The organism is Vibrio sp. 10N.222.47.A9 (assembly GCF_963872585.1).
In the GTDB taxonomy this organism is placed as follows: domain Bacteria; phylum Pseudomonadota; class Gammaproteobacteria; order Enterobacterales; family Vibrionaceae; genus Vibrio; species Vibrio splendidus.
Map to the genome: position 1 here is coordinate 25,660 of NZ_CAWNBB010000043.1, position 25,291 is coordinate 50,950.

27 protein-coding genes are annotated in these 25,291 nt (G+C 43.5%); 16 read left to right on the forward strand and 11 right to left on the reverse strand.

Going from position 1 to position 25,291, the window contains the following annotated elements:
- Positions 1-60 precede the first annotated feature (60 nt).
- The gene (locus tag AACT19_RS13010; RefSeq protein ID WP_061025303.1) at positions 61-777 is read right to left on the reverse strand and encodes a DUF1826 domain-containing protein; all 717 of its coding nucleotides are present in this window, start codon (positions 775-777) and stop codon (positions 61-63) included.
- Positions 778-1,079: 302 nt separating this feature from the next.
- Between AACT19_RS13010 and AACT19_RS13015 the strand changes: the two genes are divergently transcribed.
- From AACT19_RS13015 to AACT19_RS13040, 6 genes are all read left to right on the forward strand, one after another.
- Complete coding sequence (locus tag AACT19_RS13015; RefSeq protein WP_076646592.1) at positions 1,080-1,652, forward strand: YceI family protein; 573 nt, start codon at positions 1,080-1,082, stop codon at positions 1,650-1,652.
- 405 nt (positions 1,653-2,057) lie between these two features.
- Positions 2,058-3,248 carry a YbfB/YjiJ family MFS transporter gene (locus tag AACT19_RS13020; protein ID WP_076646594.1) on the forward strand — a complete coding sequence of 397 codons (1,191 nt, stop codon included), beginning with the start codon at positions 2,058-2,060 and terminating at the stop codon, positions 3,246-3,248.
- 50 nt (positions 3,249-3,298) lie between these two features.
- On the forward strand, positions 3,299-3,955 hold the full coding sequence (locus AACT19_RS13025; protein WP_076646595.1) for a glutathione S-transferase family protein: 657 nt from the start codon (positions 3,299-3,301) through the stop codon (positions 3,953-3,955).
- A gap of 171 nt (positions 3,956-4,126) precedes the next feature.
- A complete protein-coding gene (locus AACT19_RS13030; RefSeq protein ID WP_076646597.1) occupies positions 4,127-4,822 on the forward strand; it encodes a VC0807 family protein in 696 nt (231 codons plus the stop codon).
- Between the two features lie 371 nt (positions 4,823-5,193).
- On the forward strand, positions 5,194-5,469 hold the full coding sequence (locus tag AACT19_RS13035; RefSeq protein WP_004734824.1) for an HU family DNA-binding protein: 276 nt from the start codon (positions 5,194-5,196) through the stop codon (positions 5,467-5,469).
- A gap of 40 nt (positions 5,470-5,509) precedes the next feature.
- Complete coding sequence (locus AACT19_RS13040; RefSeq protein ID WP_004734823.1) at positions 5,510-5,656, forward strand: hypothetical protein; 147 nt, start codon at positions 5,510-5,512, stop codon at positions 5,654-5,656.
- A gap of 97 nt (positions 5,657-5,753) precedes the next feature.
- On the opposite strand, the gene AACT19_RS13045 is transcribed toward AACT19_RS13040, so the two are convergent.
- On the reverse strand, positions 5,754-6,902 hold the full coding sequence (locus tag AACT19_RS13045) for an MFS transporter (protein ID WP_076646599.1): 1,149 nt from the start codon (positions 6,900-6,902) through the stop codon (positions 5,754-5,756).
- Positions 6,903-7,339: 437 nt separating this feature from the next.
- Between AACT19_RS13045 and AACT19_RS13050 the strand changes: the two genes are divergently transcribed.
- The gene (locus AACT19_RS13050) at positions 7,340-8,227 is read left to right on the forward strand and encodes a VirK/YbjX family protein (RefSeq protein WP_081090020.1); all 888 of its coding nucleotides are present in this window, start codon (positions 7,340-7,342) and stop codon (positions 8,225-8,227) included.
- A 169-nt stretch (positions 8,228-8,396) separates the two neighbouring features.
- Here the strand turns inward: AACT19_RS13050 and AACT19_RS13055 are convergent, their stop codons facing one another.
- The 3 genes from AACT19_RS13055 to pnuC all read right to left on the reverse strand — a co-directional run bounded on the left by AACT19_RS13055 (position 8,397) and on the right by pnuC (position 10,674).
- Complete coding sequence (locus AACT19_RS13055) at positions 8,397-9,077, reverse strand: Crp/Fnr family transcriptional regulator (RefSeq protein WP_076646601.1); 681 nt, start codon at positions 9,075-9,077, stop codon at positions 8,397-8,399.
- Positions 9,078-9,202: 125 nt separating this feature from the next.
- Positions 9,203-9,931 (reverse strand): nucleoside phosphorylase, encoded by a 729-nt coding sequence (locus tag AACT19_RS13060; protein WP_076646603.1) that lies wholly within the window; start codon positions 9,929-9,931, stop codon positions 9,203-9,205.
- An 8-nt stretch (positions 9,932-9,939) separates the two neighbouring features.
- Entirely contained in the window at positions 9,940-10,674 is a 735-nt protein-coding gene (gene pnuC, locus AACT19_RS13065; protein WP_004734818.1) for a nicotinamide riboside transporter PnuC, read from the reverse strand.
- 357 nt (positions 10,675-11,031) lie between these two features.
- Between pnuC and AACT19_RS13070 the strand changes: the two genes are divergently transcribed.
- Positions 11,032-11,235, forward strand: a complete 204-nt coding sequence (locus AACT19_RS13070; protein ID WP_076646605.1) for a hypothetical protein — start codon at positions 11,032-11,034, stop codon at positions 11,233-11,235.
- Positions 11,236-11,278: 43 nt separating this feature from the next.
- On the opposite strand, the gene AACT19_RS13075 is transcribed toward AACT19_RS13070, so the two are convergent.
- Positions 11,279-12,370, reverse strand: a complete 1,092-nt coding sequence (locus AACT19_RS13075) for a transporter substrate-binding domain-containing protein (protein ID WP_076646607.1) — start codon at positions 12,368-12,370, stop codon at positions 11,279-11,281.
- Between the two features lie 217 nt (positions 12,371-12,587).
- A complete protein-coding gene (locus AACT19_RS13080; protein ID WP_076646609.1) occupies positions 12,588-13,043 on the reverse strand; it encodes a PaaI family thioesterase in 456 nt (151 codons plus the stop codon).
- 35 nt (positions 13,044-13,078) lie between these two features.
- Between AACT19_RS13080 and AACT19_RS13085 the strand changes: the two genes are divergently transcribed.
- On the forward strand, positions 13,079-13,357 hold the full coding sequence (locus AACT19_RS13085; protein ID WP_004734814.1) for a DUF134 domain-containing protein: 279 nt from the start codon (positions 13,079-13,081) through the stop codon (positions 13,355-13,357).
- A 52-nt stretch (positions 13,358-13,409) separates the two neighbouring features.
- On the opposite strand, the gene nqrM is transcribed toward AACT19_RS13085, so the two are convergent.
- The 4 genes from nqrM to AACT19_RS13105 form a co-directional block, all read right to left on the reverse strand.
- Entirely contained in the window at positions 13,410-13,607 is a 198-nt protein-coding gene (nqrM, locus tag AACT19_RS13090; protein ID WP_012604162.1) for a (Na+)-NQR maturation NqrM, read from the reverse strand.
- Complete coding sequence (locus tag AACT19_RS13095; RefSeq protein WP_076646611.1) at positions 13,604-14,095, reverse strand: NifB/NifX family molybdenum-iron cluster-binding protein; 492 nt, start codon at positions 14,093-14,095, stop codon at positions 13,604-13,606. Before AACT19_RS13095 ends, nqrM begins: the two co-directional genes overlap by 4 nt.
- Before the next feature lie 295 nt (positions 14,096-14,390).
- On the reverse strand, positions 14,391-15,788 hold the full coding sequence (locus AACT19_RS13100; RefSeq protein ID WP_076646613.1) for a sensor histidine kinase: 1,398 nt from the start codon (positions 15,786-15,788) through the stop codon (positions 14,391-14,393).
- Positions 15,772-16,446, reverse strand: coding sequence for a response regulator transcription factor (locus AACT19_RS13105; RefSeq protein ID WP_004734810.1), 675 nt, complete (start codon positions 16,444-16,446; stop codon positions 15,772-15,774). Before AACT19_RS13105 ends, AACT19_RS13100 begins: the two co-directional genes overlap by 17 nt.
- 243 nt (positions 16,447-16,689) lie before the next feature.
- Between AACT19_RS13105 and AACT19_RS13110 the strand changes: the two genes are divergently transcribed.
- The 7 genes from AACT19_RS13110 (at position 16,690) to AACT19_RS13140 (ending at position 24,811) form a co-directional block, all read left to right on the forward strand.
- The gene (locus AACT19_RS13110) at positions 16,690-17,187 is read left to right on the forward strand and encodes a GlcG/HbpS family heme-binding protein (RefSeq protein WP_009846975.1); all 498 of its coding nucleotides are present in this window, start codon (positions 16,690-16,692) and stop codon (positions 17,185-17,187) included.
- A gap of 226 nt (positions 17,188-17,413) precedes the next feature.
- Positions 17,414-18,136 carry a DUF1007 family protein gene (locus tag AACT19_RS13115; protein WP_076646615.1) on the forward strand — a complete coding sequence of 241 codons (723 nt, stop codon included), beginning with the start codon at positions 17,414-17,416 and terminating at the stop codon, positions 18,134-18,136.
- A gap of 77 nt (positions 18,137-18,213) precedes the next feature.
- Positions 18,214-19,326, forward strand: a complete 1,113-nt coding sequence (locus AACT19_RS13120; RefSeq protein ID WP_076646618.1) for a nickel/cobalt transporter — start codon at positions 18,214-18,216, stop codon at positions 19,324-19,326.
- A 285-nt stretch (positions 19,327-19,611) separates the two neighbouring features.
- Positions 19,612-20,124, forward strand: a complete 513-nt coding sequence (locus tag AACT19_RS13125) for a YcxB family protein (protein ID WP_076646620.1) — start codon at positions 19,612-19,614, stop codon at positions 20,122-20,124.
- Between the two features lie 79 nt (positions 20,125-20,203).
- Positions 20,204-20,929, forward strand: coding sequence for a metallophosphoesterase family protein (locus AACT19_RS13130; protein ID WP_076646622.1), 726 nt, complete (start codon positions 20,204-20,206; stop codon positions 20,927-20,929).
- 185 nt (positions 20,930-21,114) lie between these two features.
- Positions 21,115-23,157 (forward strand): FUSC family protein, encoded by a 2,043-nt coding sequence (locus tag AACT19_RS13135; protein WP_076646624.1) that lies wholly within the window; start codon positions 21,115-21,117, stop codon positions 23,155-23,157.
- Positions 23,158-23,842: 685 nt separating this feature from the next.
- Positions 23,843-24,811, forward strand: coding sequence for a nucleoside hydrolase (locus AACT19_RS13140; protein WP_017094318.1), 969 nt, complete (start codon positions 23,843-23,845; stop codon positions 24,809-24,811).
- Positions 24,812-25,291 lie beyond the last annotated feature (480 nt).

A 25,291-nucleotide genomic window follows, 5' to 3' on the forward strand; every position in this document is an offset into this window, starting at 1 on the left:
CTTGCTCATCTGATCTCATCTCATCTCATCTCATCTCATCTCATCTCATAAAAAAGCTTATTAGCCGAAATCTAACGTCAGCAATAATCGTGTCTCGTCAGATGAAGTAACGGGAGAACGATGCACAAGGCCCGCATTTTCATTGCCACTCCAACTCTCACCTTTCAATAGCGCTACGTCACCACTCACCATTTGCTGGATATCAGATTCATGAGTGTATAAGCCTGAAGCAGAATCTGGTTGTCCGTTCGCTCCTCGCCCTAGCTTCGATCGGTCGACCGCATAGTTAGGTAACCACTGCGTCGCGACACCATGATAAGTCGTCACCAAACGGCAAGGTACTTGATCAAAATGAAAACGAGGACACATTGCCTTATTTAAAACCGCTAGACGAAGCCCTACTTCTTCAAGCTCAAATAAACAACAGAACATATCCACCAACTCTGCCATATTTTCTAATAGCGCTTTAGAAGCCGTTCCGTCTGTCGAGAATTCTAACTTATCGTAGGCATTGTCGGGTGACACGCTAACAGACTTACTAAAATTTGGATTCGACGCGATAAACTCATCAATGTCACCTATTAAATCAGTATCAAACTTACGCTGCCAAATCGCGATGTTGATGTCACTTTGATAGATGTCGGCTAATACCGTGGGCTGCTCCGAAGCACTAACGCATGCCTTGTGACTCGCCTGATCTTTGATACTAACAGCCGAACTAATATTAAGTGGCTGGTTGCTATTGGTTGTCAAACGCTTGGTTAACACGGCATTCATTACGTCATCTCCTTGATACATGCTTATCGTCCCCCTTTCACCAATACGCTCGTTATTGGCAGTAAGAGTGATTTTTAGTTATGTTATAACATAACTAAAAATACACAAGTAACTTAGCCGATCATGGTTCCAATAATATGGCGATGTTCTACCTTCCTCAGGTAATTTGGTGAATGCTAGACTAAGCTTTTATCTATCTTTATTTTCCCAAAGATGTGATCCAAAAGATGTGCCAAAGAAGTTCTTTAAGCAAACGGCTCCATAACGTTAAACCTGTAAATTCATCAATCTGGTGACCACTTATGAAAAAACTAATACCTACGCTCGGTCTGTTTTGTACCCTCATTTCTGCGCCATCTTTTGCAGAAACGGGCTACACGTTAGATCCCAAGTTATCGAACATTACGTTCGCAACCATCAAGAAGCAGTTTGTTGTTGAGCCCGCATCCATCAAGCCTTTATCTGGTGGTCTTACCGAAGAGGGTCAATTTGCCATATTGTTGGACGTAAAAAGTGTGAGTACTGGCGTGGATATTCGCGATCAGAGGCTCAATGAGCTCTACTTTGAATCGATGACTTTCCCTGAAGTGAAAATCTCTGGAAAAGTTGAACCGTCAATGTTGTCTGGTGACCCAAAAAGAACAACCATTGCAGCGGAGGTTACCTTGCACGGCGTAACAAAAACGATTGATTTTCCCGTTTTAATCGTTCCATCAGAAGAGTTAGTGATGGTTAGTTCAGCCTCGACAATCATCGTCAATGGCGCTGATTTTGGAATATCGACAGACAACTTGAACAAGCTATCAGCTACCGTTGGTGGGTTAGCGATTTCCGACAAAATCCCTTTAAGCTTCAATCTGCTCTTCGATAAATAATGGGTTCACACCTACCCAGTTAGATCTTTCTTAATTCACATTCATCTATCGTTTAAGGTGGGTGAATGTCAGTTAAAACCGGCAAGTCAGCAAACAGTCCTAGATAAACAAGTCACTCATGTTCAATTAAAGCGGTCGGTCGTCCAACTTTAGTCTAACAATTAATCACTCAAATCTGCGGTGATTAAAACAATCGCTTATTGCCTTATCCTCGGCAGAACAACACATCCACCTAAGTGTTTAAACACACTCGCTATTTACCTATCTCAAACCGGTTTTAAATGAGCAAATTATATGACTAACCGCCTAGTGATATTGATGGTGAATGATGTCAATATGCAAAACTAAACAAAGATCTTGTCCTAGTGCTAGAACATCTAGCTAAACCTAAAAAGAGCCCTTTTCATGCTGAATAAACACATCGTTAATCGAGACAGCTTGGCTGGAATGGGGGCCACTCTAATAGGCAACGGGATCGGTAGGTTTGCCTATATAGCATTAATGCCGGCTCTCATTCAAAGTGGTTGGTTTAGCGAAAGTGATGCATCTTACCTTGGTGTCGCGACCCTTCTTGGGTACATATTGGGTGCACCTGCTGCCAACATACTGCTGCGTTACTTTAGTGCTGGGCAGTTAATTCGATTCGCTATGTTGATAAGCAGTTTTAGTTACTTAGGCTGTGCGCTACAAGAGGCGCCCTTAACATGGTTCTATGTTTGGCGAACGTTGGCTGGAATTGCGGGTGCCTTATTAATGGTTGTCGCCCCACCAGTGATTGTCCGAAAGTTTAATCCCGATGTGAAGGCGCGTGTCAGCGGTGTCATATTTTCAGGCATTGGACTTGGTGCGATGTTATCAGGCACATTAATCCCAGTACTGATCTATTTTAGTGTGGTGTCGGCTTGGATTGGCATGGGAGTCATCGCATTAGTCACAACGATACTGACTTGGAATACATGGCAAACCCAACCTAACACGTCTAAAGCGCCTTATATAAAATCCTCCTTCTCTCAGCTCTCAAAGCCAAAACTAATCAGCGTTGCGCTTATTCTAGCGGCGTATACCTTCGATGCTATTGGCTACTTACCCCATACCTTGTTTTGGGTTGATTACATCGTGCGAGAACTGGGTATGTCGTTCAGCAGCGGTGGTTTGTTCTGGGCAACCTTTGGTATTGGCGCCGCCATTGGACCATTGATTACAGGCATCTTAGGAGACAAGTTAGGGCTTAAAAAATCCCTCTGCATTGCATTTAGCCTCAAGGCTTTAGGCGTCGCATTACCGCTTGTTAGTACACACCCTATCGCGCTGTTAATTTCTTCATTACTGGTTGGTATTTTCACGCCGGGAACGGTAACTCTAGTGTCGACTTACACGTTGGAGATTGTAGGCTATGAACTGCATACCAAAGCGTGGGCAGGAATGACACTCTCTTTTGCTGTATCACAAGGTGTGGTTGGGCTTTTGATGGCGTACTACTTAAATCATATGGCTTCATACGACGTGTTATTCACCGTTAGTACTGCTGCTTTGATGCTGTCTGCGGTGTGTACCTTAATGACTGTAACTCACTCTAAGCCTGAATACTTGACCTAGATCTAAGCTAACTTCCTCAGTTCATCTGACGAATATAATAAAGGATTATCATGCAACTCTACTTAAATGAAACCTCCCCGTTTTCACGCGTGGTCGCAGCAACTGCGCTTCTATCACGCTGCTCTCCTTTGTCTTTTGTTTGGGTTGATCCATGGAGCTCCCCGGCCAATTTAAAAAGCGTCAATCCATTTTGTTTAATTCCAGCACTCAAACTTGAAGACGGAACAGCACTGACGGAAAGCTTATGCATTTGCCAATACCTAATTGAAACGTACCAGCCTCAAACGCTACGTCAGGTAACGTTTAGTCGTGCCAATGAAATGCAAACTTTAGGAACAGCAAAGACCTTAATGGAGATCGCGTTTAGAACCGCGGCATTGATTCGCTATGCAGACAGTGACAATGCGCTTATCCATAGAGGGCAAGAAGGTATGGTTTCCGCCCTAGAGCAACTTGACCAAGAGATAAAAGAACAAGGACTAGAATCCCTTCTGAGCGACAACTTGGCCACCTTGTATCTCCATGTCGCTTTAGATTACGTCCAGTTTCGACATACTGAATTGTTTGATGCAGTGAACAACCGTAACATCATCGATTTTTTACACCTTTCCCCCTTTGCAGACGTACTGACATTTATAAGCATTGAGAGTTTGGCAAACAAGCCTGATTATGAAACGTTGCTTGATTCGTTCGGTCGGGATACCTAAAATCATCCAGAACTAGAATGCGTAAAGTCTTGAATTCAACGTGAGATAGGCTCAGAGATGTCGTTGATGTCACATGTCGTTACACAGCATGACGTGTTAAGGCTTTACATCTTGGGCGAGGTAAACAACAATCCCTGAGAATAAATCCATAACATAATGTATTTAGAAATTATGAGTAGTACAGAAAACAAAAAATCGAGTCCTCTTTTCGAAGTCGTATTTAACGTCCTTCTTCCTTCATTCATCTTAATGAAGTTCAGTGGAGAGGAGCATCTCGGAACAGGCTTAGCATTACTTGTCGCCCTTGCCTTCCCTATTGCTTACGGTGGCATGGAGTTAATCCGCAACAAGAAGTTCAACTTCATCGCGGCGCTTGGCTTCGTCAGCGTGTTATTAACGGGTGGCATTGGTTTCTTCGAACTAGACACTCGTTGGTTAGCGCTAAAAGAAGCATTAATTCCTGGCTTAATTGGTTTAGCGGTTCTTGGATCCACCTTCACTCGCTACCCGTTTATCCAAAAAGTTATCTTTACGCCAGCTCTGTTAAACATCTCTCTTATTGAAGAGCGTTTAAGACAGTTCGGTAACGAAGCAAAGTTTGATCGTTGTCTAATGACATCGAACTACCTATTCGCAAGTACCTTCGCTTTCTCTTCTGCGATGAACTATTTCCTAGCGACTTGGATTGTGACAAGCCCTGCCGGCACTGCAGCCTTTAATGAAGAGTTGGGTAAGCTCACGCTATACAGCTACCCAGCCATAGCTATCCCTAGCATGCTGATGATGTTAGGTATTTTCTATTACATTTGGCGCCAAGTTCGCGCTATGACGTCACTAGAAACAGAGAAAATCTTTATTACTAAGTAGATCTTACCGAACTAACTTAGTGTCTCGTCCTAAAATAGAAACACACACCAAAAGCTCAGCACATTCGCTGGGCTTTTTTGTTTCTGCTCTCTCATTTATCCGACAAGTGATACGCTGAATTATGATTAGCTTTCTCAAAAATGAGAGATAACGTTCACCTTTCCCATACTAGCTTGATAGCTAGCATTTAAATTACCGATAGCTAAAGAACTGCATTCGGTTATACTGAAAGATGATTTAACGCTCAATCTTGTTGATTACTTTACAAAACCCTGCCTAGGTGTTAACACTATTTCAGCCCTTATTGCTAAGATAGAACAAGCTTGGCCTTAAAGTTAAGCGCCAGCCGTACTCAATAAGGAATATAGAATATGAACAAATCTCAGTTGGTTGAACACATCGCAACTTCAGCAGACATCTCAAAAGATCAAGCAGGTTCAGCGTTAAACGCACTTGTTGAAGGTATCTCTAACACATTGGCTAAGGGTGATGATGTTGCCATCCTTGGTTTCGGTAGTTTCAAAGTTAATTCTCGTGCTGCTCGCACTGGTCGTAACCCAAGAACCGGAGAAGAGATTCAAATCTCAGCATCAAAAACGCCTGCGTTTAAAGCAGGTAAAGCACTAAAAGAGTCATGTAACGCTTAGAGTAAATACGATCTCAAAGCAGAATCCAAGGAAGATTACTATGTCTATAACCAAAGAAAAAGTTAAAGCTAGCCGCAGTAAAAAAGCAGGCAAGTCAACCAAAGCACAAGCCGAAACGCCCAAGACTCGTCAGCGCATTGAAGAGCTTATGGAAGAGCGTGAATTGGCAAAACTGTTAGAGTTATAGTTTGTTATTCTTCTAATGCCACTGCAGCCTTGCAGTGGCATTTTTGATTTAAGAAACAGCGCTTCACTAATACAAGTGCTTATACCGATTAACCCTTTCAAACGACCTCTTTCTGCAATTCAGTCACTCCATTAATACGTTGATGCAATTTGGTATCGATAGTCAACGAGATTAGAAAACTCAGCAATGCAATAATAGCCCCTGCAACAAACACCCATTGATAGCCAGACATCCACACCACTCCCAATAAGAATGGCAGAAAGACTGCCGCGATATGATTGATAGTAAACGAAAGACTCGCCGTGGACGCCACTTCGTTTGACCGGACGGTTTTCTTAAAGTAAGTAGTCAACGCTATCGCAAAACTGAAAATGATGCTGTCGGCAACGTATAGCCCACCTGCCAGATAATGATTCTCAACAAAAGCATACGATAAGAACACCAACATCAACGCCACATACTCAATCAGTAGAGCTCTCTTTTCTCCTACTCGGTCAATAAAACGACCCACCACAGGTAATGCAACAGTAGCGGACAAGCTGGATAACATAAATAGAGCGGCCATCATTGCGATCGTGTAATGGAATTTGGTGACCATAAGTAAGCCTGAAAACACGACAAAGATCTGTCTTCTTGCCCCGCTTAGAAAGGTCAATATGTAATATGTGGTGTATTCACGACGTACAATAAGCTTGGTGTGCTGTCGTTCACCGCAGCTAGCATTTTTGAATGTGAGTAGATAAAAAGCTAACCAGAAGCACGCCGTACCACTAGCAAAAAATATAGCCTTATCTGATACACCAAAGACATAATTGGCGACAATAATACATATGAAAGTCACCATAGAGAAAAAGGATGCCGCGGCTCGAATCCTCCCCATGGATTCACTAAAGTTTTCCGTACCTAGAAGTTGTGTAGACAGTGATTTATTCACTGCTTCTAGATAATGAAAACCAACAGACATCAGGGTTGTGCTGAAATAGAAGCCATAGATTGAGGGTAAGTAACCCGTTATGGCAACGCCTAATCCCAGCGCGGCGACAGAGAGCACCGCAACTTGTTGTTCAGAAATAATAAGTAATAGAAACAGCACTGTAAATGAGAGTAAACCAGGGATCTCCCTTACACTCTGAAGCAGACCAACGTCCGCTCCTGTCATGCCCACGGTATCGACAGCGAAATTGTTCATGACAACTCGCCACCCCGTATTCGCTATTACAGAGGCAATAGCGATGATCACTAACATCGAAAATGAACTTCTCGATGTTAACAAGCGTACCCAGCCAATCATTTATACCACCGACTTCATCGGCTTCTGTCTTAAACAACCGTAACTGCGCGGTGATATGCTTCCTGCCATGTTTAATTCCTCAAAAGTATCTTTACTCCGAAAAAATCAGTCATATGAAACTCAGCTTCGGAATTGGGAAGAATACTACTCGCCAGACAATTGTTACACGATCGTTTTGTAAATGTTACTTTTTGCATTTATCAATCTGCGTTAAGCGTAAAGGCCGCCCAAAATTTGAACGTTAAGTAACTGACTTAATTACATTGTCATACATACCCATACATACCCAAATCGCATTTTTCACTATCATCATTTTCATTGTTAGTTATGAGAGTCAGGGAAATGTTCGCAACACTAATGTGTTGGTGCAGCGTTTCTTTTTTGAGGTGATTATGAATGTCGTTCGCATGGGAATAGAAGCCAATACCCATAAAAATAAGGGTAAGTACAAGGCGATAATTAAGTTTACTATTCGAGCCCTGTTTTACTATTCAGCCACTAGAAAAATGAGTGAAAATTTCAACTCTGAAGAGAGAAAGCTGTTATTTATCAAACAGCCTAACTTCTTATCTAAATTTGTAACTCCCTACTTATGTACTGGCTTTAGCAATAAAGAAAAGATAGAAATCTTATCCAAGCACTACGACTGGTTTGAAGAAACCTTCGCAACAGAAGCTAGACACCAAATCTATAATGAAAGACTCAATCTTTTAAAACTAGAGATAGATGACAACGTTTATCTGGTTAATCTCAGCTTTGAAAGAAACGCGAGAAAAGAGGGTGAACTGACAATTTCATTGACCAATTCTCTACTCGAAAAAATGTATAGCATCTCGTTCACTGTTTTCGACAACAGCATCTACATTGGTGGTATTCAGGGTGGAGCCAATGACAATGGATTTAGCCGTACATTCACAAAAGCTTTCTACGGTTTAAGACCTAAATCCTTCATGGTAGAAACACTACGACTGTTAGCCATTAGCTTAGGTATCGAAAATATCTATGCAGTAAAAGAGTCTGGTCATGTGTCGAACTCATTACGCTACGGCAAGAAAAACAAAGACATCAGCCTTAAGTACGATAGTTTATGGGAAGAGCACGATGGACAGGTACACGATGACTATTTTTATCGTCTACCGATCAACCCAAACAGGAAAGACCTTGAGGCTCTAAAACGCCAAAAACGTAAATTATATCGTGAGCGGTATGCGTGGCTAGATCAGTATGAAGAAGAGCTAAAAAACAAAATGAGCCACAACATTCAAGTTCAGTTTAACTAACAACTGCCTTCTAAATAGGTGCTAACTTGCTGGACTTTCTGGCGCTCCCTCTTTCTTTTGTGACAAACACAAGGCCTCGTAACACGGGGCCTTAGAATCGAGAAGCAGCTCTGTACTTATCTTTCTGATTTCACTCAAACTTCCTTTTCAACTTGAGTCATTCTTTTTCTTACTCATACGAATCAATAAAGGCTCGGAGTACTTGCTGGTCGACAATTTCCAACCCTTGGTCTCCTTTTCTGATGAAACCTTTGTCTAATAGGTCTTTAACCGCTCTTCGATACACTCTGCTCGATGTGCCAAAACGTTCCGCTTCTTGATTCACTTTATCGAAACCGCCTAACACGGTATTTGTCTGGCTTTGAACCAATAAGTCGTAGGCAATGTTGTAGGTAATTGAGTGTAAAAGACGGTTAGTGTAAATGCCCATAGAGTCTTGATAATCTTCCGCTAATGCAGAGGCAAAGAAGAACATCATCTCCGGGTTTTCATGTAGTGCTTCTGCTAGTTTCTGAATGCAAATGACATCAACTTGCATGTGTTCGTCAGCCACTACGTTCCACTGACAAGGTGTCTGAGTGAAAAACTCCATCTCACCGAAGATATGGTAATCGCAATTCACCTCACCCAATTGAAAGCGTCGCCCATTAGCCGCAGAAATACTCATAGAGACTCTCCCTGCGGGCACTACATAAAGATACTGAAGCTGCTCACCTTGACGTAGGATTTCATCGTTTTGATTGAAGTAACGAGAGTTAACTTGGTGTTGGTAGAGGAGATCTCTAAATTCAGAGCTTTTTTGTTCTAAGTAGTTTTTAAAGCGTCCGCTTGAGTATGGTGCAATCTTCATACTTACTCTCTCATTACATTACTGCTGTTTATATACAAACGATTGTAACCACTTAAACCACAGGAGAGAACCCAATAAAAAAGCGACGGTCTCCCATCGCTTTCGTCTTGCATTTATTCAGGTTCTTATTGAGTAATTAATGCTTCCAGTGCCGCTAATGATGCTAGCCGCTCTCCTTGCATCATTGCCTCTGCCTCATCGACATATTGCCCAACGCCCTCCTTTACATCTTGTTCGTACAAGACAACATTGTTCAAGATAGAAGCTACATTAAGCCCTCTCAAGCGTCCCACGGTAAACAGCGCGGATGTTTCCATGTCTGCACCTAAAATGCCTTTGCCATTCCAGTACTGACAAAGCACCTGCTCGTCATCGGTATAAAAACTGTCGTGTGAGCGTACCGTGCCCAAATAGTAAGGTGTTGTTTGCTGCTGCAAGAACTTGTCTAGCTCTTTAAGCAGAGAGAAGCTTGCATAGGCGGGATACGACGACTTAACGTAAGCGGTAGAACCACCCTCATCGCGAACCGCGCCCTCTGCAATAATTAGCTCACCAAGCCCGATATGTGACTGCATCGCACCTGCAGACCCCACTCTGACGATATGAGTCACACCACAAAACTTAAGTTCTTCTACCGCAATTATCATTGAAGGTGCGCCAATACCAGTGCTGCAAACTGATATCGCTTTCCCTTGATGAGCTCCAGTGAAGATTCGATACTCTCGGTTCTCAGAAACCATCTCGACATCTTCAAGCAAGCTCGCGATTCGATTCGCTCTATCAGGCTCGCCACAAACAATGACTAACGGAGCAATTTGCGTTTCATCAACGCCGATATGAGGTTGCTTTGCCATCTTCACTCCTAAGAAGCCGTTGCTTGAGTTAACGATTTATCACTGTTTCGTTTAGCTGTGCGTGCCCACTCACGAGTACCGTTTGCCGCAATAAACATTAAGATTGCGTATTGAACAGACATTGCGTACACACCCTGCGTCGCATAAATACCAACACTGATAATGTTAATCACAATCCACAGTATCCAGTTTTCAACATACTTACGTGTCATAAGAACTTGAGCAACAATAGATAGAATGGTCATCGTGGCATCCCAGAATGGGAACGCATCAGGTTCAAGTACTGGTTCCGTTAAATCAGCACCAAATAGATTCAAGCTATCAACCGCGATGTTTGCCAACGCAAAGAAGAATGGGTCGATATACATTGTGAGCAGTGCAATCGAAATCGCACACGCTGCAGCTGTTGCTACTAGTTTGTTTTGGCTCAACCAGCGAACTTCTAGCGTTTCACCTTGCTCATTAGGACGTGTCCATGCGTACCAGCCGTAAATGTTGGCGCAGAAGAAAAAGAGTTGAAGCAGTAACAGTCCGTATAACTGAATTTGGAAAAAGATAACCGCAAATAAGGTGACATTCAGTAACCCGAACAGGTAATTAATGGTTTTTTCTTGGCTTGCAAACCAAATACACAGCAAACCAAATACGGTGCCGAATGCTTCAATCCAGCTCATCGCGTAGCCATCCCCTATTGGGATATTGACTAAGGTATTATTGATATCAAGTAGGGCGAATAGGTCCATCGGGGTGTCCTTTATTATTTGATTTTTGTAGCACCTATCTTATTGCGCCGATAGAAACAAAGAGGAGGACATTTGTCCCCCCTAGATTGCATGCGATCATAAATCAGAATAATAATTCCGGAAAATCAAATTCACAGAAAGGTGTCATCGCCCTCCCAACAGTCTTGAACTCGAAACTCCAACAGCAGAACAAATCACTGCCAAAAACGAAACTTTAGCTTACTTGCTTTAAGCTGATATCGCGTTGACGGGCGCTCTTGAGAAGCGCATTCTTTTATTTCGAGTAGAATCGTTTTTGGCCGTGTAATCGACCCATCACACGTTCTGTACAACTTACCCAATTGAATGGCAGGTCACATGAATAAGATTGTTATGTTAGTAATGGGGCTGTTTTTTACCAGTCGATTGTTTGCCAGTATTGTGCCGCATGTTGGTCAACTTGAGCATGATGCGCCTATTCTCCTTCGCTCTGCATTGATTGTGGGCGTTGCGGCTTATGTCGTTTGGACAGCGTTCAAATATTTCAAAAAGAACAAAGCCTCAGGTTCAGATCAACTCTAGGGATAGGCATTAGAAATGCCTGATAGTCAGCAGTTAAACTCGGTTACTTATCTGCAAAATAGTCGACCAAGATTTTACGCCACTTTCGCGACTCACGAATTTTCAGAAGAGCGCGGTTAATTTCTTCTTCATACGAGTTGTTTTCAGTGATGATAAAGCCATAATTCTGCTTTTCGAGTTGATACGGCAACACCTCTAGATCATCGAACTGCCCGCTTATTCTGCCATTACCGATCATATATTTGAGCACCACATCATCAGCGACAATCGCCTCTACTTCGCCTTCCTCTAAAGCCGCCAACAGTCTTGGCATATCGATATAACTCTTGTGTCGAATACCAAAGCTTGTGAGCATCAAAGAAGACGTCGTCGCGACTTTTGCCCCTACTTCAACATCCGCAAGATCATTCACGCCTTTAATATGGGAAGAGCCTTGGCTGAGCGTAAGCTTGCTGGCTAATACCGCAGTAATACTGGCGATAAACAGCATACTCAGCACACCAATGAACACCGTAGCAATTCGTCCGGTTAAGCTCTTAAACTCAAAATAATTGAATGGGCCTCGAGTGATAAAAAGCAAACCCAGTATGAAACTTTCTAACCAACGGCCCGTTCGGCCTTTCATCGAATAGAGCTTTTCATTTTCACCGTGCTCCAATACATAGAAAAAGGCACCAATCACACCAGAGATAAAGACGATAACGCCAATGATCAGCCACAATGCAGGGTTTAAGAAAATGGCGTGTAAGGTATGAAGGTAACCTTGCTTCTTCACTGCGATAGCGAGGTGAGTTTCATAAAAGGAATGGGAAAAGTCAGCAAACAACTCACGCTCTGGGGTGATTGAAATACAAGAGACACCGATGTCGATTTGCTCTGTTTCAATCGCATTGAGTAATTCATCCAAACGGTGATTCTCTATCGTGTACTCAACGTCCATTTCTTTAGCGATCTGTTCCCAAAGCTCGACACTCAGGCCATTCCATTGACTTTCCATCGAACTGATCACAAAAGGAGGACACGGGTAAACACCGACTTTAAGTGGAGAAGAAGAGGCAAAAGTACTGAAGAATAGAAAAAGAGAAACGATTGAAGTGACACCGTATCGGAGTGTCGATTTGAAGTATTTGAGCATCAGCAGCCCTCCAGAAGAAGGCAGCAATGAATTGAATCGAGTACGAAGGCTCGACTAATGAACACACATCAGCGCGATCAGAAGTGAAGAAAGATTATGATAAATTCAATACTGCCCTAGCTTTATTCGTTATTACCTTAACTATAGAAAACCTCTATTTATTGTGCAAAACAATGGGCGTAACAAACTAACGGCATAGGGAACATCGGATCGATAACTAGTGGGATGACATAAACTGGCTTTGTGCCGACGAACATAACTTTCCGCACTGCGTAATTTGGCTTTCAAGGAAGTAGATATTACGTCTGCTTTTGACCCATTGGGCACGAACTTCCAGTTCTTGACCAATGGAAATAGGATGATGAAAGCGAGACGTTAAACTCACCGTCATTGCAGTGATGTTATTTTGGAACAAACAATGCAGCATCGCACTGTCGTGTAACGCGGTGACAATGCCACCCTGCATGATGCCATCGTAGCCCTCAGCTTTATCTGTTGGTACAATCTTGGCCCTGGTTTTATATTTAGCTAAAGCTTCACTCTTAATTGAAGCTTTATGATTGACTAAAGTCTCGCGCTCGCCAACGGCTTCAAAACAAATGGCGCTGTCTGCGAAAAAACCTTGGCTGCACACTTGGCAACGCCGATGGTTGTGTGGAATGAAAACCTTCATACTTACCTTTTAACCTTAAATACCTAGAGATTGATATGGCTCGACCAAAAAAACATCGCCAGTTATGCACCCGAGCGGCTTACTCTTGCTTTAAGCCTAATGGCGTTCCTATGGACGAGCTTCATAAAGAAGAATTGCTATTAGAAGAGTTAGAAGCCTTACGCTTGGCTGATCAAGAAGGATTGAGCCAACTTGAAGCCGCTGAACAAATGCAGGTGTCTCGCCAAACGTTCGGCAACATCATCAAGCGTGCAAGAGCCAAAGTCGCCAAGTGCATCGTCAACGGTCACGCGTTGGTGATTCAAAGCGCTTAACTCACGCACTAGCCCTACGTTAGCTAGCTCAACGACAGTGAATTCTCGATACTTAGCTTGATGGCTCAGAGATCTGATACAGCTTTCGACTCTGCCCTTCACACACATCTTTGCAATTGCATTCACGCTCAATATCTAACTGCGCAAGCCCTCCGCAGCTGCCTTTGATTGGCTTGCGCGAAAAAATCACGCCTATCGCCATCAGTGTAACGACTCCGACAAACCCCAATAGCGTCAATAAAAAGGTCATTTTCGGAACCCTCGAATACCCCCTAAGTGATTCGGCTGTGCCATAAGAATCGCGGCGCCTTTCTTGCGCCCTTCCTCACCGCACCCTCTCTTACTACTCCCTTTATTACTGCACCCTCTCTGACTGTGCCCTTTTTTACTGTGACAAACGTTGCGCGGCTCCCGACCGTAATCTAAATCGGTCACTTGTTGCAGATTACTAAAATCCAAAGCACCTATTTCTGCCTTTCCTGTTGATGCCAAGACTCTAATATCGTGGTTGAACAAGTGCGCTAACATCTTCTTCCCTATGTGACGGACGACTACAGATTTCACATCGTAAGAACGGAGGACAGAGATCCATTGCTTCTTTTTATTGCAAGCGGTGTCGGAATCAACCAAAGGAACAATCTGCTTTATTTGTCGTTGCTCATCGACAATCGCGATCTGTGGGGAACGAGCAAAATGGTTACCGACATGAAGGTCGCGACAAGGTACTGCGTATAACATAGTAACTTCCTGTTATTGATGATCAGAAGTTCAGCATACGCTCCATTATTGGCATATGCCAATAACTATCATGTGAAAAATAAGATTTACTGGATCGATAACTAAGATCAAAAGCTACAAGCTACAAGCTACAAGCTACAAGCAGCCAATAGGGTTGGCGCAGGTTACTCTACCTCCCACACCTGTTCATGGAGAGCCTCCCTTACCCAAAAACAAGAATGCCCCACTAGTGCGGGGCATTCTTTGTACGTACGAGCTGAAATTTCAAAGGCAGAAGTGACGATATAAATCGTTGTTACAACGAAAGAGTAAAAGTACTTCCCACACCCAATTCAGATTCAACGACTAGCGTTCCTTCTAGATTCTCGACCATGGCAAGCGCTAAAGATAACCCAAGACCATACCCCTCGATATTGCTGCGGCTGCTGTCGACTCGGTAAAGTCGTTCAAAAATCAAATCCTGATATTTCTGTTCAATGCCAACACCAGTATCTTGGATGGTTATCTCAACCTTACCTTCTGAGCTTTGCTCGACTTTGACCGTCACTCTTCCTTCGGGCTCGGTGTACTTAATCGCGTTATCAACAAGGTTAACCAACACCTGAGTCAACTTGTCAGGGTCGGACTGAATCACAAGAGCATCAGCGCTCTCAACCTCAAGTTCAACTTGTTTATCTTCTGCGACATCTTCATACCAGCTCACCACATTAGCAATCACATCAGAGACCTGAGTCGGCACTTTCTGTGGTATGCGCTTTCCGGTCAGCTCGTCGTTCAGCTTCATCAAGGCGGTTAACATATTACTGGCCTGCATGGCGTGTTCAGAGCAGTCCGCCAATGCGTCTTTCATCGCTTGTTGGTCGGCGTTATTGAGCAATGCCGTTTGGGAAGCTAACGTAATACGCGACAAAGGAGTTCGAATATCATGAGCGATCGCATCGACGGTCGTATTCAAGGTTGTCGTCACGTGCTGTAACTTGGCAACCGCAGTATGGACACTAGAGCTGATCACGTTGAGCCCTTGCGGTAAATCAGATTCGGCTTCATTTTTAGTGCTAGGAAATTCTAACTGCCCTTTTTTCAGCTTATCGAGCAGATCGCCAAAGGTCACTAACGGAGACATCGCACTCTGGATGATGTTACGAGTGAATACTGCGGTCACAGCCACGAGAGCAAGCAACGCATATAAGGTCATTAGCCATTGATTATAGGCGATAAAGTCTCTTGCTCGGTTATCCAAAACCAACCAGAAATCATACTGCTCCCCTTCAATAGGCAACGACATATAGGGACTCAAGATGAAGCTCTCTAACCATGAACGATTCTCATCAATTTGGTAGTTAGAAAAAGGCTGTGCTGTTGATAAATGTTGAACACCAGCGATAAACACGCCATCAGATGAAGCGCTCTTCTCAAGCTTATACGCCGCAATGTTGTTTTCGAGTAGCCGGTGAGGATTCGCCTCTAAAACATGAATCAATCGCTCACTCGAATCGTAAGTCAAAATACGCTGATACTCGGTCGACATAGACGTAAGGATCTTCTTTTCCGTTTGGTAAAGGTCGAAAAAGAAGATAGCCCCAACAATCAGTTCCACCAGCAGCAAGCAGAGCAGTAAGGTCGACATAAAGCGAACCAACAAATGTCTCTGCGTTTTAGCAAGTGCCTGTTCAATACTACGACTTGAGGACATAGCCAACACCTCGAAGTGTGTGAATTAATGGCTTAGAAAAACCCTTATCAACTTTGCTGCGAAGTCTACAAACCAAAACATCGACCACGTTGGTTTGCGGATCAAACTGATGCCCCCAAACATGCTCAAGAATCGCCGTTTTAGACATCACAGCCTCTCGGTTTTCGAGCAGTAATTTCATCAACATAAACTCGCGCTGATTAATGGTGATCGTTTGTTGATCTCTTTGTAGCGTGTGTTTAAGTAGGTCTAGGCTAAGTGGGCCATAATGCAGTTCTAACGGCTGAGGTGTCGGTTGCTTGCCTCGACGCACCAAGGTTTGGCAACGAGCCAATAACTCAGGAAACGCAAAAGGTTTTACCAAATAATCATCAGCACCTGACTGTAGCCCTTGCACTCGTTCTTCCACTGAGTGTTTGGCACTTAATATGATGACGGGCGTCGCGTAGCCTTGCCCTCTGAGTTCAGCCAACACTTCAAACCCATCTTTCTTTGGCAACATGATATCGAGAATGATCACGTCATACTCTTCGGTTACGGCCTCGTGTAATCCATCAACACCATCTGTTGCGTGCGTCACCGTTATCCCTTCTTGCTGAAAACCATTCACCAAAAATCTCGCGATATGAATGTCATCTTCAATCAATAGTATTTTCATTAACGTCCGTTTATTTATTTGCCGTGGTCTGAATACACTCTATCAATATCCTTTCTCGAATATAACCAACATTGCAACTTTGTAATGTTCAAGAAAGCCAGTCGTAATCATGCATTCGTTAGTATGAACCTGTTGATTAAAAACACCCTTTCCAAACAAACAAAAAATAGAATTCGGAATTTGAAAACGAATATTTTTTGAAAACAGATTCTTTTTGAAAACAGATGCTTTAACGGAGTAAACATGAAAACGACAAAACTAACAGTACTAGCAGCAACCCTTGGTTTCCTTAGCCTTTCTCACAATGCAATGGCAGCAGAAACACAAACGGTCTCTTTCACTCAAATCTCATCAGAAGCGGCCTTCAAGCTTGCCCATGAAGCCGTTAATCAATGCGAAGCCGATGGCTACAAGGTTTCTGCGACTGTTGTTGATTTGTCGGGCAATGTGATTGCTCAACTACGTTCTGACGGCGCAGGCATCCACACTCTTGATAGCTCACGCAAAAAAGCGTTCACAGTGGCAAGCATGAAGCAGCCGTCAGGTAACCTGATGAAACTCATCGCCGACAAACCTATCATGCAACCCTTGCAGAATATGGACGACAACTTGTTGTTCCTAGCGGGTGGTGTTCCGGTACAACTGAACAATGCCATGATTGGCGCGATTGGTGTAGGTGGCGCTCCGGGTGGCCACTTAGATGTCGCTTGTGCTGAAAAAGCGATTAAGAAGTTCTTCTAAGCAAGTCCATTCACTCGCCTAATTTGGTTATACCTTTGCCCACCCCAACAATAAATGCCTCACGCTTGCGGGGCATTGCTGCAAATTAAAGCAGTTGCGAATAAAAGCAACTCCGAATTGAAACCGATAATAGAAACGTAAACAGGCAAAACATGACACAAATTTGATGTGAACAACCCACTCAATTGTTATATTATAACATTACACTTAATAACTATTCGTTCTCATGAAACAGCTATTTATTCTAATCGATGTCATCAATCGCTTCTCCACACGCTATGTAAGCCGTTTCTCGACATGCTGTCGTTCTCTAAAGGGTTTGCCTTTTGGCCTAGTATTACTGTGTTTTGCGCCAAATCTATATGCCCACCCTCACTCTTGGATAGAGATGAAAACCCATATTGAGGGAGAGAATGGCATGATCACCAGTCTCTCTATGGAGTGGTCTTTTGATGCTATGACATCCATGTACATGTTGGATGGCGAAAATGTCTCTGCCGATACAGAAGCTGAAACATTCAAAAAGCTCGCTGCGTCTGTTATTGAAAACATGAAGTATGAGCACTACTTCACGTACTTTTATGATGGTGAAGAGCCCATCAAATATCAGGTTGCTGAACACGCTAAGTTTGAGCGTGACAAAGCCAAAATGGTTCTAACATTTGACCTACCACTTTCTAAGCCTAAACCTGTGACACGAGACTCGCTTCGCGTACTCATTTTTGACCCTAGTTACTTCGTCGACATGTCGTGGTTATCGAATAGCGACGTGACCTTGTCACCTGAACTAGCGAGACAATGTCAGTTGGAATTAATCGAGCCCAACCCGACGCCAGAACAGATGAGTTACGCGATGTCTTTACCAGCCGATGCTGACCCAGATAACACGTTAGGCCAACTGTTTACACAATCGGTTGAGCTTCATTGTGCAGCAGTTCCTGCATCCTAATAAAGTGACTCTTTACCGCCCTTACGTAAGCTTCTCAATTCATTTAGAGAAAAATATCTGATATAGGTTCTTGTGAAATGCAGAAAAATCAACTTAAAACAAACTATTACCTTATTGGCGCCGGAGCTTTATTGCTTGTTGCTGTCGGTGCATATCAAGTGTGGTCCATGTGGCCATCGTTAGTTATCTCTAGCATCCAATGGCAAAGAGAAGTCAATTCAGAGCTTGCAGACCTACTTTATGAAGCTAAATCTAATCCTTGGGGCGCAGGCAGTTACCTTATTGGATTCAGCTTTATCTACGGCATGCTCCACTCCCTGGGGCCTGGGCACGGCAAGGTTATTGTCTCTACGTACTTAGCCACTCACCCAACCAAAGCAAAAGCGAGTTTAGTACTTACGGTCGTCTCCGCTTTTTTACAAGCACTGGTCGCAATCTTATTGGTAAGCGTGTTGATCTGGGGCTTTAGTGCTTCAATGCGAGTGGTGAATGACAAAGCGAATATGTTTGTTTCATTAAGCTTTGCATTAGTGGCCGTTGTAGGTGTGTTGATTTGCTGGAAAGCTCTGAAAAACATCTACTCAACGATGCGTAAACCGCAACCAACTCTGAGAGTGAAAGCCATCACTCCATTAGCAACAGGCGCAGCTTCGTCAGTGTCAGTTCGTTCGTCAGTGCCAGTTCGTACGCCAATGGCACTTCGTTCATCTGGTTCAATGGTTATGGGCGCTACCAATGCATTACAAGCCGCTGACCACACTCATGCAGATCATTCTCATGCCGACTGTGGATGCGGCCACCAACACGTCGCTGATCCAGAAGCCATCAATAAAGCTTCAACATTTCGAGAGTACGCGGGAATAATCGTGACGATTGGTATCAGGCCATGTACCGGAGCCATCATGGTTCTGCTTTTCGCAAACATGGTTGGCCTATATTGGATGGGCGTTCTGAGTGCCTTTTCGATGGCAGTAGGCACAGCATTAACAACCTCATTAATTGCAATGATGACGCTAACGGGCAAACATCTAGTGAAGCGCTATTTGGCAGCAGGCAATAAGAACAGTAACGCCTCATTGAAAGCCGCAGGTCACTACTTGCAACTCTTTGGCGGAATTTTACTTGTGTTGATTGGCTTGTTATTAATGAACGGCCAAGACAGCGGCATGTCGCCTGTTTTCACCATGTAGATCGCAAGAACGTAGCAATATATCTGAGGTTCTTTCCAACCGCTCTGCACATATCAAGGCCTCGCAAACGTAAGGCCTTAGTTTTAGTCATTATTTAATATCAATTCAGGTAAACAAGTAAGCTATGCCAAGAGCAAACCCCATCAGTATTATTGATTTACAAAAGAGCATCAAAACCGCTAAGGAAAAGTGCCGACAAGCGATACAATGCTGGAGTTACTAGATTGCAGCGTAGTAGCCCCTTTATAGAAAGCTCATTCACAGAAAACATTAAAGTAGCCAGACATGTCTAAAGATTCCGGTTTCACCACAGAATACATCCTCGACAAGACGTTTTTCACAGAGTGTTATGATCAAACTAGCCTTCCGACTCAATTTCCAAAAGCCTATTTAAAAGGAATACTGTTTCTTATTTTTGGTGTGGTTTTATTAGAGTTTGAGCTACTACCTAACGGTTACGTTGGCTGGTTCTTTATTGTATTAAGTGTGATTGAAGCGTTCAGCGTTTACTGCAAGAGAACCTGGTGGATATGGCGACAAAAAATCAGCTCAGGTGCTGGCAGCAAAGTAGTCTTTCAGGGGGATGTTAACGGCGTAAGTTATAAAAACGCTAAAAACACCAATACTATCGCTTGGACTGACATCTCCCAGCTGCAACAAACCGATTTAGGTTTTATCCTTCATATTGGAAAGCAGCGCCAATACGTCAGTAAGTCTTGTTTAAACGATGAAGCCATTGCGTTCATGGTTGAGCAACACGAAGCGTCCAAAGCACCCAAAGCACCCAAAGCAAATTAGCATCAATAAATGCCTGCCAAATTGGCAGGCATTTTTTTATCATCTTTAATAATTCGTATGGCATAACCGGACAACAACAATGAACACCGTTTACCAAATCAGTGATTGTCACCTTTCCGATAAATCCAGCTATGAAAACCTGCGTAGAGCCCTGGAATACGTCAGCAAAGACACAGCATGCAAGACCATTTTTCTAACTGGTGATATTTGTTGTAATCCAAAGTCTGGCGACTACATTCGATTAGAGGCGTTCATTAGGCAACACATTAGCGACCAATCCATTTACGCGGTTGCGGGCAATCATGATGACTCTCGCTTAATGCGTACCGAGTTAAAAGGATCGTCGATTTTCGTCACCGATAAAGCAATGATCAATGAACGAGAATTTGTGTTTTTGGACTCCAGTTTCAAGCCGCTGGATAAACGTCATCCACTCGGTTCTGGGCGCATTGATAACCTTGGCATGGCTCGGCTAAAACAACAGCTTAGAAATACGAATAACCCAATCGTTGTAATCCACCACCCTGTCATTCCAGTCGGTGCTGATTGGATGAAAGCCATCCGTCTAGAGAACGATGCTGATGTGATGAGCGTACTTCGAAAATATCGCGTTCGTGATGTGATCTGCGGTCATGGCCACGATGGAATAACGGCGACAAAACAAGGCATAACTCAATACATGGCCCCTTCGACAGCCTATGGCTTTGACCACTCGATCAATGAATACAATCGCAGCGAGAAGGTAGGATTAAGTCGAATTTCGTTCTCTGTTGATTCCATCGACTACCAAGCTGTCTATTTTTGAACCCTCGATCTTGAATCTTGCTGTCTTAAACCTTGTGGATTCGCTTTCGAATAAACCAAGCTATATCGCGTTCTACGCCAATAGAAGAAGCTTGCAGCGATTCAATTTATCAATCTGTGATTGAAGACAGCACGCGAAGAAGTTTGGCGTTACACTCAATAAGGTCAAACAAATAACGAGGGTCTATGACGTTTTCTCCTGCCATTTTGCGTAAAGTCTGGTACTCCCCTTCTATTAACCTTGGGCTTCGCGCCACCAGTGCCATTGTGCTGTTTCTCGGTTTAGGGGTTTTGTCGAATCAAACCACTATCGCCATGACCGCGCTCATGACTATGCCAGCCGCCCTGATTAGTGGCCTCGATGCAGCAGGGCCAAGGCGGTGGACACGTTTTGCGATCACCGCAACCGCTTGGGGCATGACTCTGGCCATCAGTTACGCTCTGCTGAAAAGCGGACTGCCTTTATGGGTGACTTATGGTGCTATGGGTGCTTTGCTTGCCAGTGCGGCGGTCAATGGTCCTTTTTGGGCACGGCTCGGTATGTCGAGCCTATTGATAGCAGTCGTCACTCTCTCACTTCACAATTCCAACACAGCGCTAAGCTTGTACCCTATGTTGGTACTCGGGCCTCTTACTTTTGCACTATTTAGCTGGCTTTGGTTTGCGTTGTGGAAGCACTATGCATTGCGTGTGTGTCTGTCCGCGATTTACGAAACGTTGGCAGACTACATCCAATATCGCCAAGCATTCCTGCTAGGTAGCGAAAGTGATGCACCGAAAAGACGCATCAAATACCAACTCATCGAGTTGTTCCAACAGTCTCTTCAATCTGAATCTTTTCGATCTAAACAAGAAGATGCTAACTCGCTTCGACAAGCCTTGTTCCTCGCTCTTGATACGTTTGAAGTGATACTCAGCAGCCACACAACGAATCCCGATCTATTGAACCAATTTCAGTCCAGCAAACACAAACGAGACTTGCTATTGGTTTGGAGCCAACATTGTCAGCAAAGACTAAGACACAAAGCCAAACAGCTTCTACACAACACAAACGAAGAGGTGAAGCACTTAAGCTCATTAGAGCAAGAAGCTAATGACTTGATTGAAGCGGTCAAGCTCGAAGACCAACCCCGCTTTCGTTATTGGGCATACGCAGTGAAGCACATTTCCCGTCGTATTGAGCTTAATGAACCCGCTTACGAACGTTCTTTTGAAGTGCAGCCGTTCGAGTTGTCTTTTCGCCTACCAAGCCGAGGCAATCCGATTTGGCGTCATGTTACCCGTGTCGGTTTGATGTTCGCACTTGGTGCTGGAATTGCGGAATACTTTGAATTGATTCGCCCTGATTGGGTTCTGATTTCGATGCTAATGGTGATTCAACCAAGCTTCTTGGCGACACGCAGTAAAACGTGGCAACGCTGTTTAGGTACGGCGCTTGGTGTGCTGTTCGCGACGTCTTTAATTCACATTGGCGTACCAACGACCGCGATGTATACACTTATCGTCATCCTCTTGCCTGTCGCGATGCTTAATATTATGCGCCATTACTCGCTAGCCATTGGTTGTATTACCGCGCTATTGATTTTGGTGTATCAGACCATGGCGCACCAAGGGCTCGACTTTGCAGCACCACGTTTGATCGACAACATAGTCGGGGGCGCGATTGTCCTGCTCGGATACAGCTTGTTATGGCCGCAATGGCGAGGCAAAGAGATCCACACTCAAGCGTTAAAAGCGCTTAATAGTTCAAAAAGCTTGTTTGTGTATTGCTACGAACAGCTGCAAATTGGTACCGAACAACATGACCATATTGCGCTAACCAAGCAACGTGCCGCTATGCTAACCGCCGAAAGCGACCTTGAGCTGATTTACAATGAGATGCAGCAAGAGCCAAAACACACTCGTGCCGATCCTCACTATTATGAAGATATGCTGAGTCACTATCGATTATTAAGCCATTATCTCTGCTTGCTGATTCCGCTGGTCAGAAAAGGCACGCAATACCAAGGTTCACAACAAGTCGAACGCTTAATTCATGATGCGATGGATGCATTGATCAATACCATTCGTGATAACCGCGTCCATGAGCTGCCCGCGCTAACCAATCAAACCGATACCGGTCACCCAACTTCCACAACGGGTCAACGTTCGGTAGAAGAAATCATCTGGTTAGCACTGATGACAGTAAAACAAATGCACGATTTAGTTCGGCGTAATCTAGAAGGCTAAATCAGGGCTTAACGATCAAAGGACTTAACGATCAAAGGACTTAAATACCAAAGATCTTAAACACCAATGGCCACTCAGATTTTGATCTGTATTTTTAGAGCTAAGCGTTTGGCACACTTTTAGGAAAAAGAAGAGTATCTAAAACTTGTTATTTAACTCATTCCAATACTTACGTTCTTTTTCAGTTATTGAATATATATGGTCATAACGGCCACATCGACCTAATTGCCTTAAGTGACCGTGCAAAACCAATTCGTTTAGAGAATTTATAACGTTTACAACATCATTATTTGTAGATGGCATCCATTCCAAATCAGGACCTACTTCGTTTTTGATCTTGGAATCTTAAAAATAAAAACCCCACCATAAGCAACTGATTTAAAAGCCATTATTAAATTCACCACATACATCGTGATAACTTTCTTTAGTATCGAACATTCTATTCTACTGGTGGTCCATCACTGTCAGAAAACTTGTAGTGACATGGTGAATTTTTCCAATATTTTAAAGGTACTAATACCTTAGAAAAGGCGGAAACAAAATGACCAGAGTACAATATTCATACGAGAAATTCAAACCTTGAGTGTTTAATTTAAATTGCTCTCATCATGAGATTCAAGTCACGTTCATCAGTGTTTTTTCTAGGTATCGTCTACTCCTCTCAACTGTTTAATTAGAAGCTGATATGACAAAGAAAATCATCCTAGATACAGATCCGGGCATCGATGATGCAATGGCAATCCTATTTGCAGAAGCACATCCAGATATTGAGCTGATGGGGATCACGACCGTTTATGGAAATGCGACGATAGACAATGGCACTCAAAATGCTCTCTATCTGAAGCAAAAATTCGGTATGACGGCACTTGTTGCTAAAGGTTCGGATAAGCCCTTGTTAAGAGATCCTGTTGGAGCAACGGTTGTTGTGCATGGTGAAACGGGGTTGGGTGATGTGACGGCACCAAGTTCGCTAGATTATGAAGCGATTAAAAAGCCAGCTTATCAGTTCATTATCGACAGTGTTCGAGCTGAACCTAGAGAGATCACTCTTGTGGCTGTCGGTCCTCTGACTAATCTTGCACTTGCACTGGAAGCTGCTCCTGACATCGTCGACTTGGTAAAAGAAGTGGTCGTTATGGGTGGTGCATTCGGTGAAAACGGCCACAGAGGGAATGTAACACCATTTGCCGAAGCGAATATTCATGATGACCCTCATGCTGCCGATAAGGTGTTTACGGCATCATGGCCAGTAGTCATTATCGGGCTCGATGTTACAGAGGAGAGTTTTTTTACCAGTCAATACCTTGATGAGTTGCGAGATGACGCTGGAGAAGTTGGGCAGTTCATCTGGGACATTAGTCGTTACTACTTAAAGTTTTATTCTGACAAAGTAGGAATGGATGGTTGTCATGTTCATGACCCATCAGCCATTGCTTATGTTATCCAACCGTCTCTTTTTACAAGTCGTAATGGCCCGGTCAGGGTTGTCACAGATGGGCCAGCGGAAGGGATGACCATTCAGAAAGCTGATCAACGTAACTATATGAATGATGAATGGGGTTTATTTCCTGCACAACAAGTCGGCGTTCAAGTAGATAGCGATACTTTACTCTCACTCTACAGAGAGACATTGATAAACTATTCACAGCAGTAAAGTGGGCCTGTCGTAAATATTGAGAAATGCGCGACAGGCTAATGCTCTAGATACAATAGTCCTACAATTGCGTAGAAACGCTCAAAGGCACTGTCAGTTTAATCTGATTCAGATGAAACTGCTCTTCAATATCAATACAAGCCACGAGCTAAGTGTCTTTCCATATCAAAAAGTAATTTTCATTGACTAAGTTCGAGAATTGACTAGCTCACTTATGCCCCAAGACGTGTTTAGAGCACATGAAACCAACATGAGATTTATTTGTGCAACAAGCTGTTGCACAATTAGGAAATTGCCTGCTTCATCGAATGTCCAACAGGCTGTTGGACAAACTCCAACCCCAACTTTGCAACAGCCTGTTGCAAAAATCACTATTAAGCACTTCTACCCCAAACTGCTCAGAGTCACTAACCTCAACCGTTGAGCCTAAAGGTTTAGATCAAATTAAACTAATGTTACTGGGTAGACGGTCGACATAAT

Bases quoted from the DNA above. Each gene is read 5' to 3' on its own strand.
- AACT19_RS13010 (WP_061025303.1), bottom strand. From the start codon at position 777: ATGAATGCCGTGTTAACCAAGCGTTTGACAACCAATAGCAACCAGCCA.
- AACT19_RS13015 (WP_076646592.1), top strand. From the start codon at position 1,080: ATGAAAAAACTAATACCTACGCTCGGTCTGTTTTGTACCCTCATTTCT.
- AACT19_RS13020 (WP_076646594.1), top strand. From the start codon at position 2,058: ATGCTGAATAAACACATCGTTAATCGAGACAGCTTGGCTGGAATGGGG.
- AACT19_RS13025 (WP_076646595.1), top strand. From the start codon at position 3,299: ATGCAACTCTACTTAAATGAAACCTCCCCGTTTTCACGCGTGGTCGCA.
- AACT19_RS13030 (WP_076646597.1), top strand. From the start codon at position 4,127: ATGAGTAGTACAGAAAACAAAAAATCGAGTCCTCTTTTCGAAGTCGTA.
- AACT19_RS13035 (WP_004734824.1), top strand. From the start codon at position 5,194: ATGAACAAATCTCAGTTGGTTGAACACATCGCAACTTCAGCAGACATC.
- AACT19_RS13040 (WP_004734823.1), top strand. From the start codon at position 5,510: ATGTCTATAACCAAAGAAAAAGTTAAAGCTAGCCGCAGTAAAAAAGCA.
- AACT19_RS13045 (WP_076646599.1), bottom strand. From the start codon at position 6,902: ATGTTAGTGATCATCGCTATTGCCTCTGTAATAGCGAATACGGGGTGG.
- AACT19_RS13050 (WP_081090020.1), top strand. From the start codon at position 7,340: ATGAATGTCGTTCGCATGGGAATAGAAGCCAATACCCATAAAAATAAG.
- AACT19_RS13055 (WP_076646601.1), bottom strand. From the start codon at position 9,077: ATGAAGATTGCACCATACTCAAGCGGACGCTTTAAAAACTACTTAGAA.
- AACT19_RS13060 (WP_076646603.1), bottom strand. From the start codon at position 9,931: ATGGCAAAGCAACCTCATATCGGCGTTGATGAAACGCAAATTGCTCCG.
- pnuC (WP_004734818.1), bottom strand. From the start codon at position 10,674: ATGGACCTATTCGCCCTACTTGATATCAATAATACCTTAGTCAATATC.
- AACT19_RS13070 (WP_076646605.1), top strand. From the start codon at position 11,032: ATGAATAAGATTGTTATGTTAGTAATGGGGCTGTTTTTTACCAGTCGA.
- AACT19_RS13075 (WP_076646607.1), bottom strand. From the start codon at position 12,370: ATGCTCAAATACTTCAAATCGACACTCCGATACGGTGTCACTTCAATC.
- AACT19_RS13080 (WP_076646609.1), bottom strand. From the start codon at position 13,043: ATGAAGGTTTTCATTCCACACAACCATCGGCGTTGCCAAGTGTGCAGC.
- AACT19_RS13085 (WP_004734814.1), top strand. From the start codon at position 13,079: ATGGCTCGACCAAAAAAACATCGCCAGTTATGCACCCGAGCGGCTTAC.
- nqrM (WP_012604162.1), bottom strand. From the start codon at position 13,607: ATGACCTTTTTATTGACGCTATTGGGGTTTGTCGGAGTCGTTACACTG.
- AACT19_RS13095 (WP_076646611.1), bottom strand. From the start codon at position 14,095: ATGTTATACGCAGTACCTTGTCGCGACCTTCATGTCGGTAACCATTTT.
- AACT19_RS13100 (WP_076646613.1), bottom strand. From the start codon at position 15,788: ATGTCCTCAAGTCGTAGTATTGAACAGGCACTTGCTAAAACGCAGAGA.
- AACT19_RS13105 (WP_004734810.1), bottom strand. From the start codon at position 16,446: ATGAAAATACTATTGATTGAAGATGACATTCATATCGCGAGATTTTTG.
- AACT19_RS13110 (WP_009846975.1), top strand. From the start codon at position 16,690: ATGAAAACGACAAAACTAACAGTACTAGCAGCAACCCTTGGTTTCCTT.
- AACT19_RS13115 (WP_076646615.1), top strand. From the start codon at position 17,414: ATGAAACAGCTATTTATTCTAATCGATGTCATCAATCGCTTCTCCACA.
- AACT19_RS13120 (WP_076646618.1), top strand. From the start codon at position 18,214: ATGCAGAAAAATCAACTTAAAACAAACTATTACCTTATTGGCGCCGGA.
- AACT19_RS13125 (WP_076646620.1), top strand. From the start codon at position 19,612: ATGTCTAAAGATTCCGGTTTCACCACAGAATACATCCTCGACAAGACG.
- AACT19_RS13130 (WP_076646622.1), top strand. From the start codon at position 20,204: ATGAACACCGTTTACCAAATCAGTGATTGTCACCTTTCCGATAAATCC.
- AACT19_RS13135 (WP_076646624.1), top strand. From the start codon at position 21,115: ATGACGTTTTCTCCTGCCATTTTGCGTAAAGTCTGGTACTCCCCTTCT.
- AACT19_RS13140 (WP_017094318.1), top strand. From the start codon at position 23,843: ATGACAAAGAAAATCATCCTAGATACAGATCCGGGCATCGATGATGCA.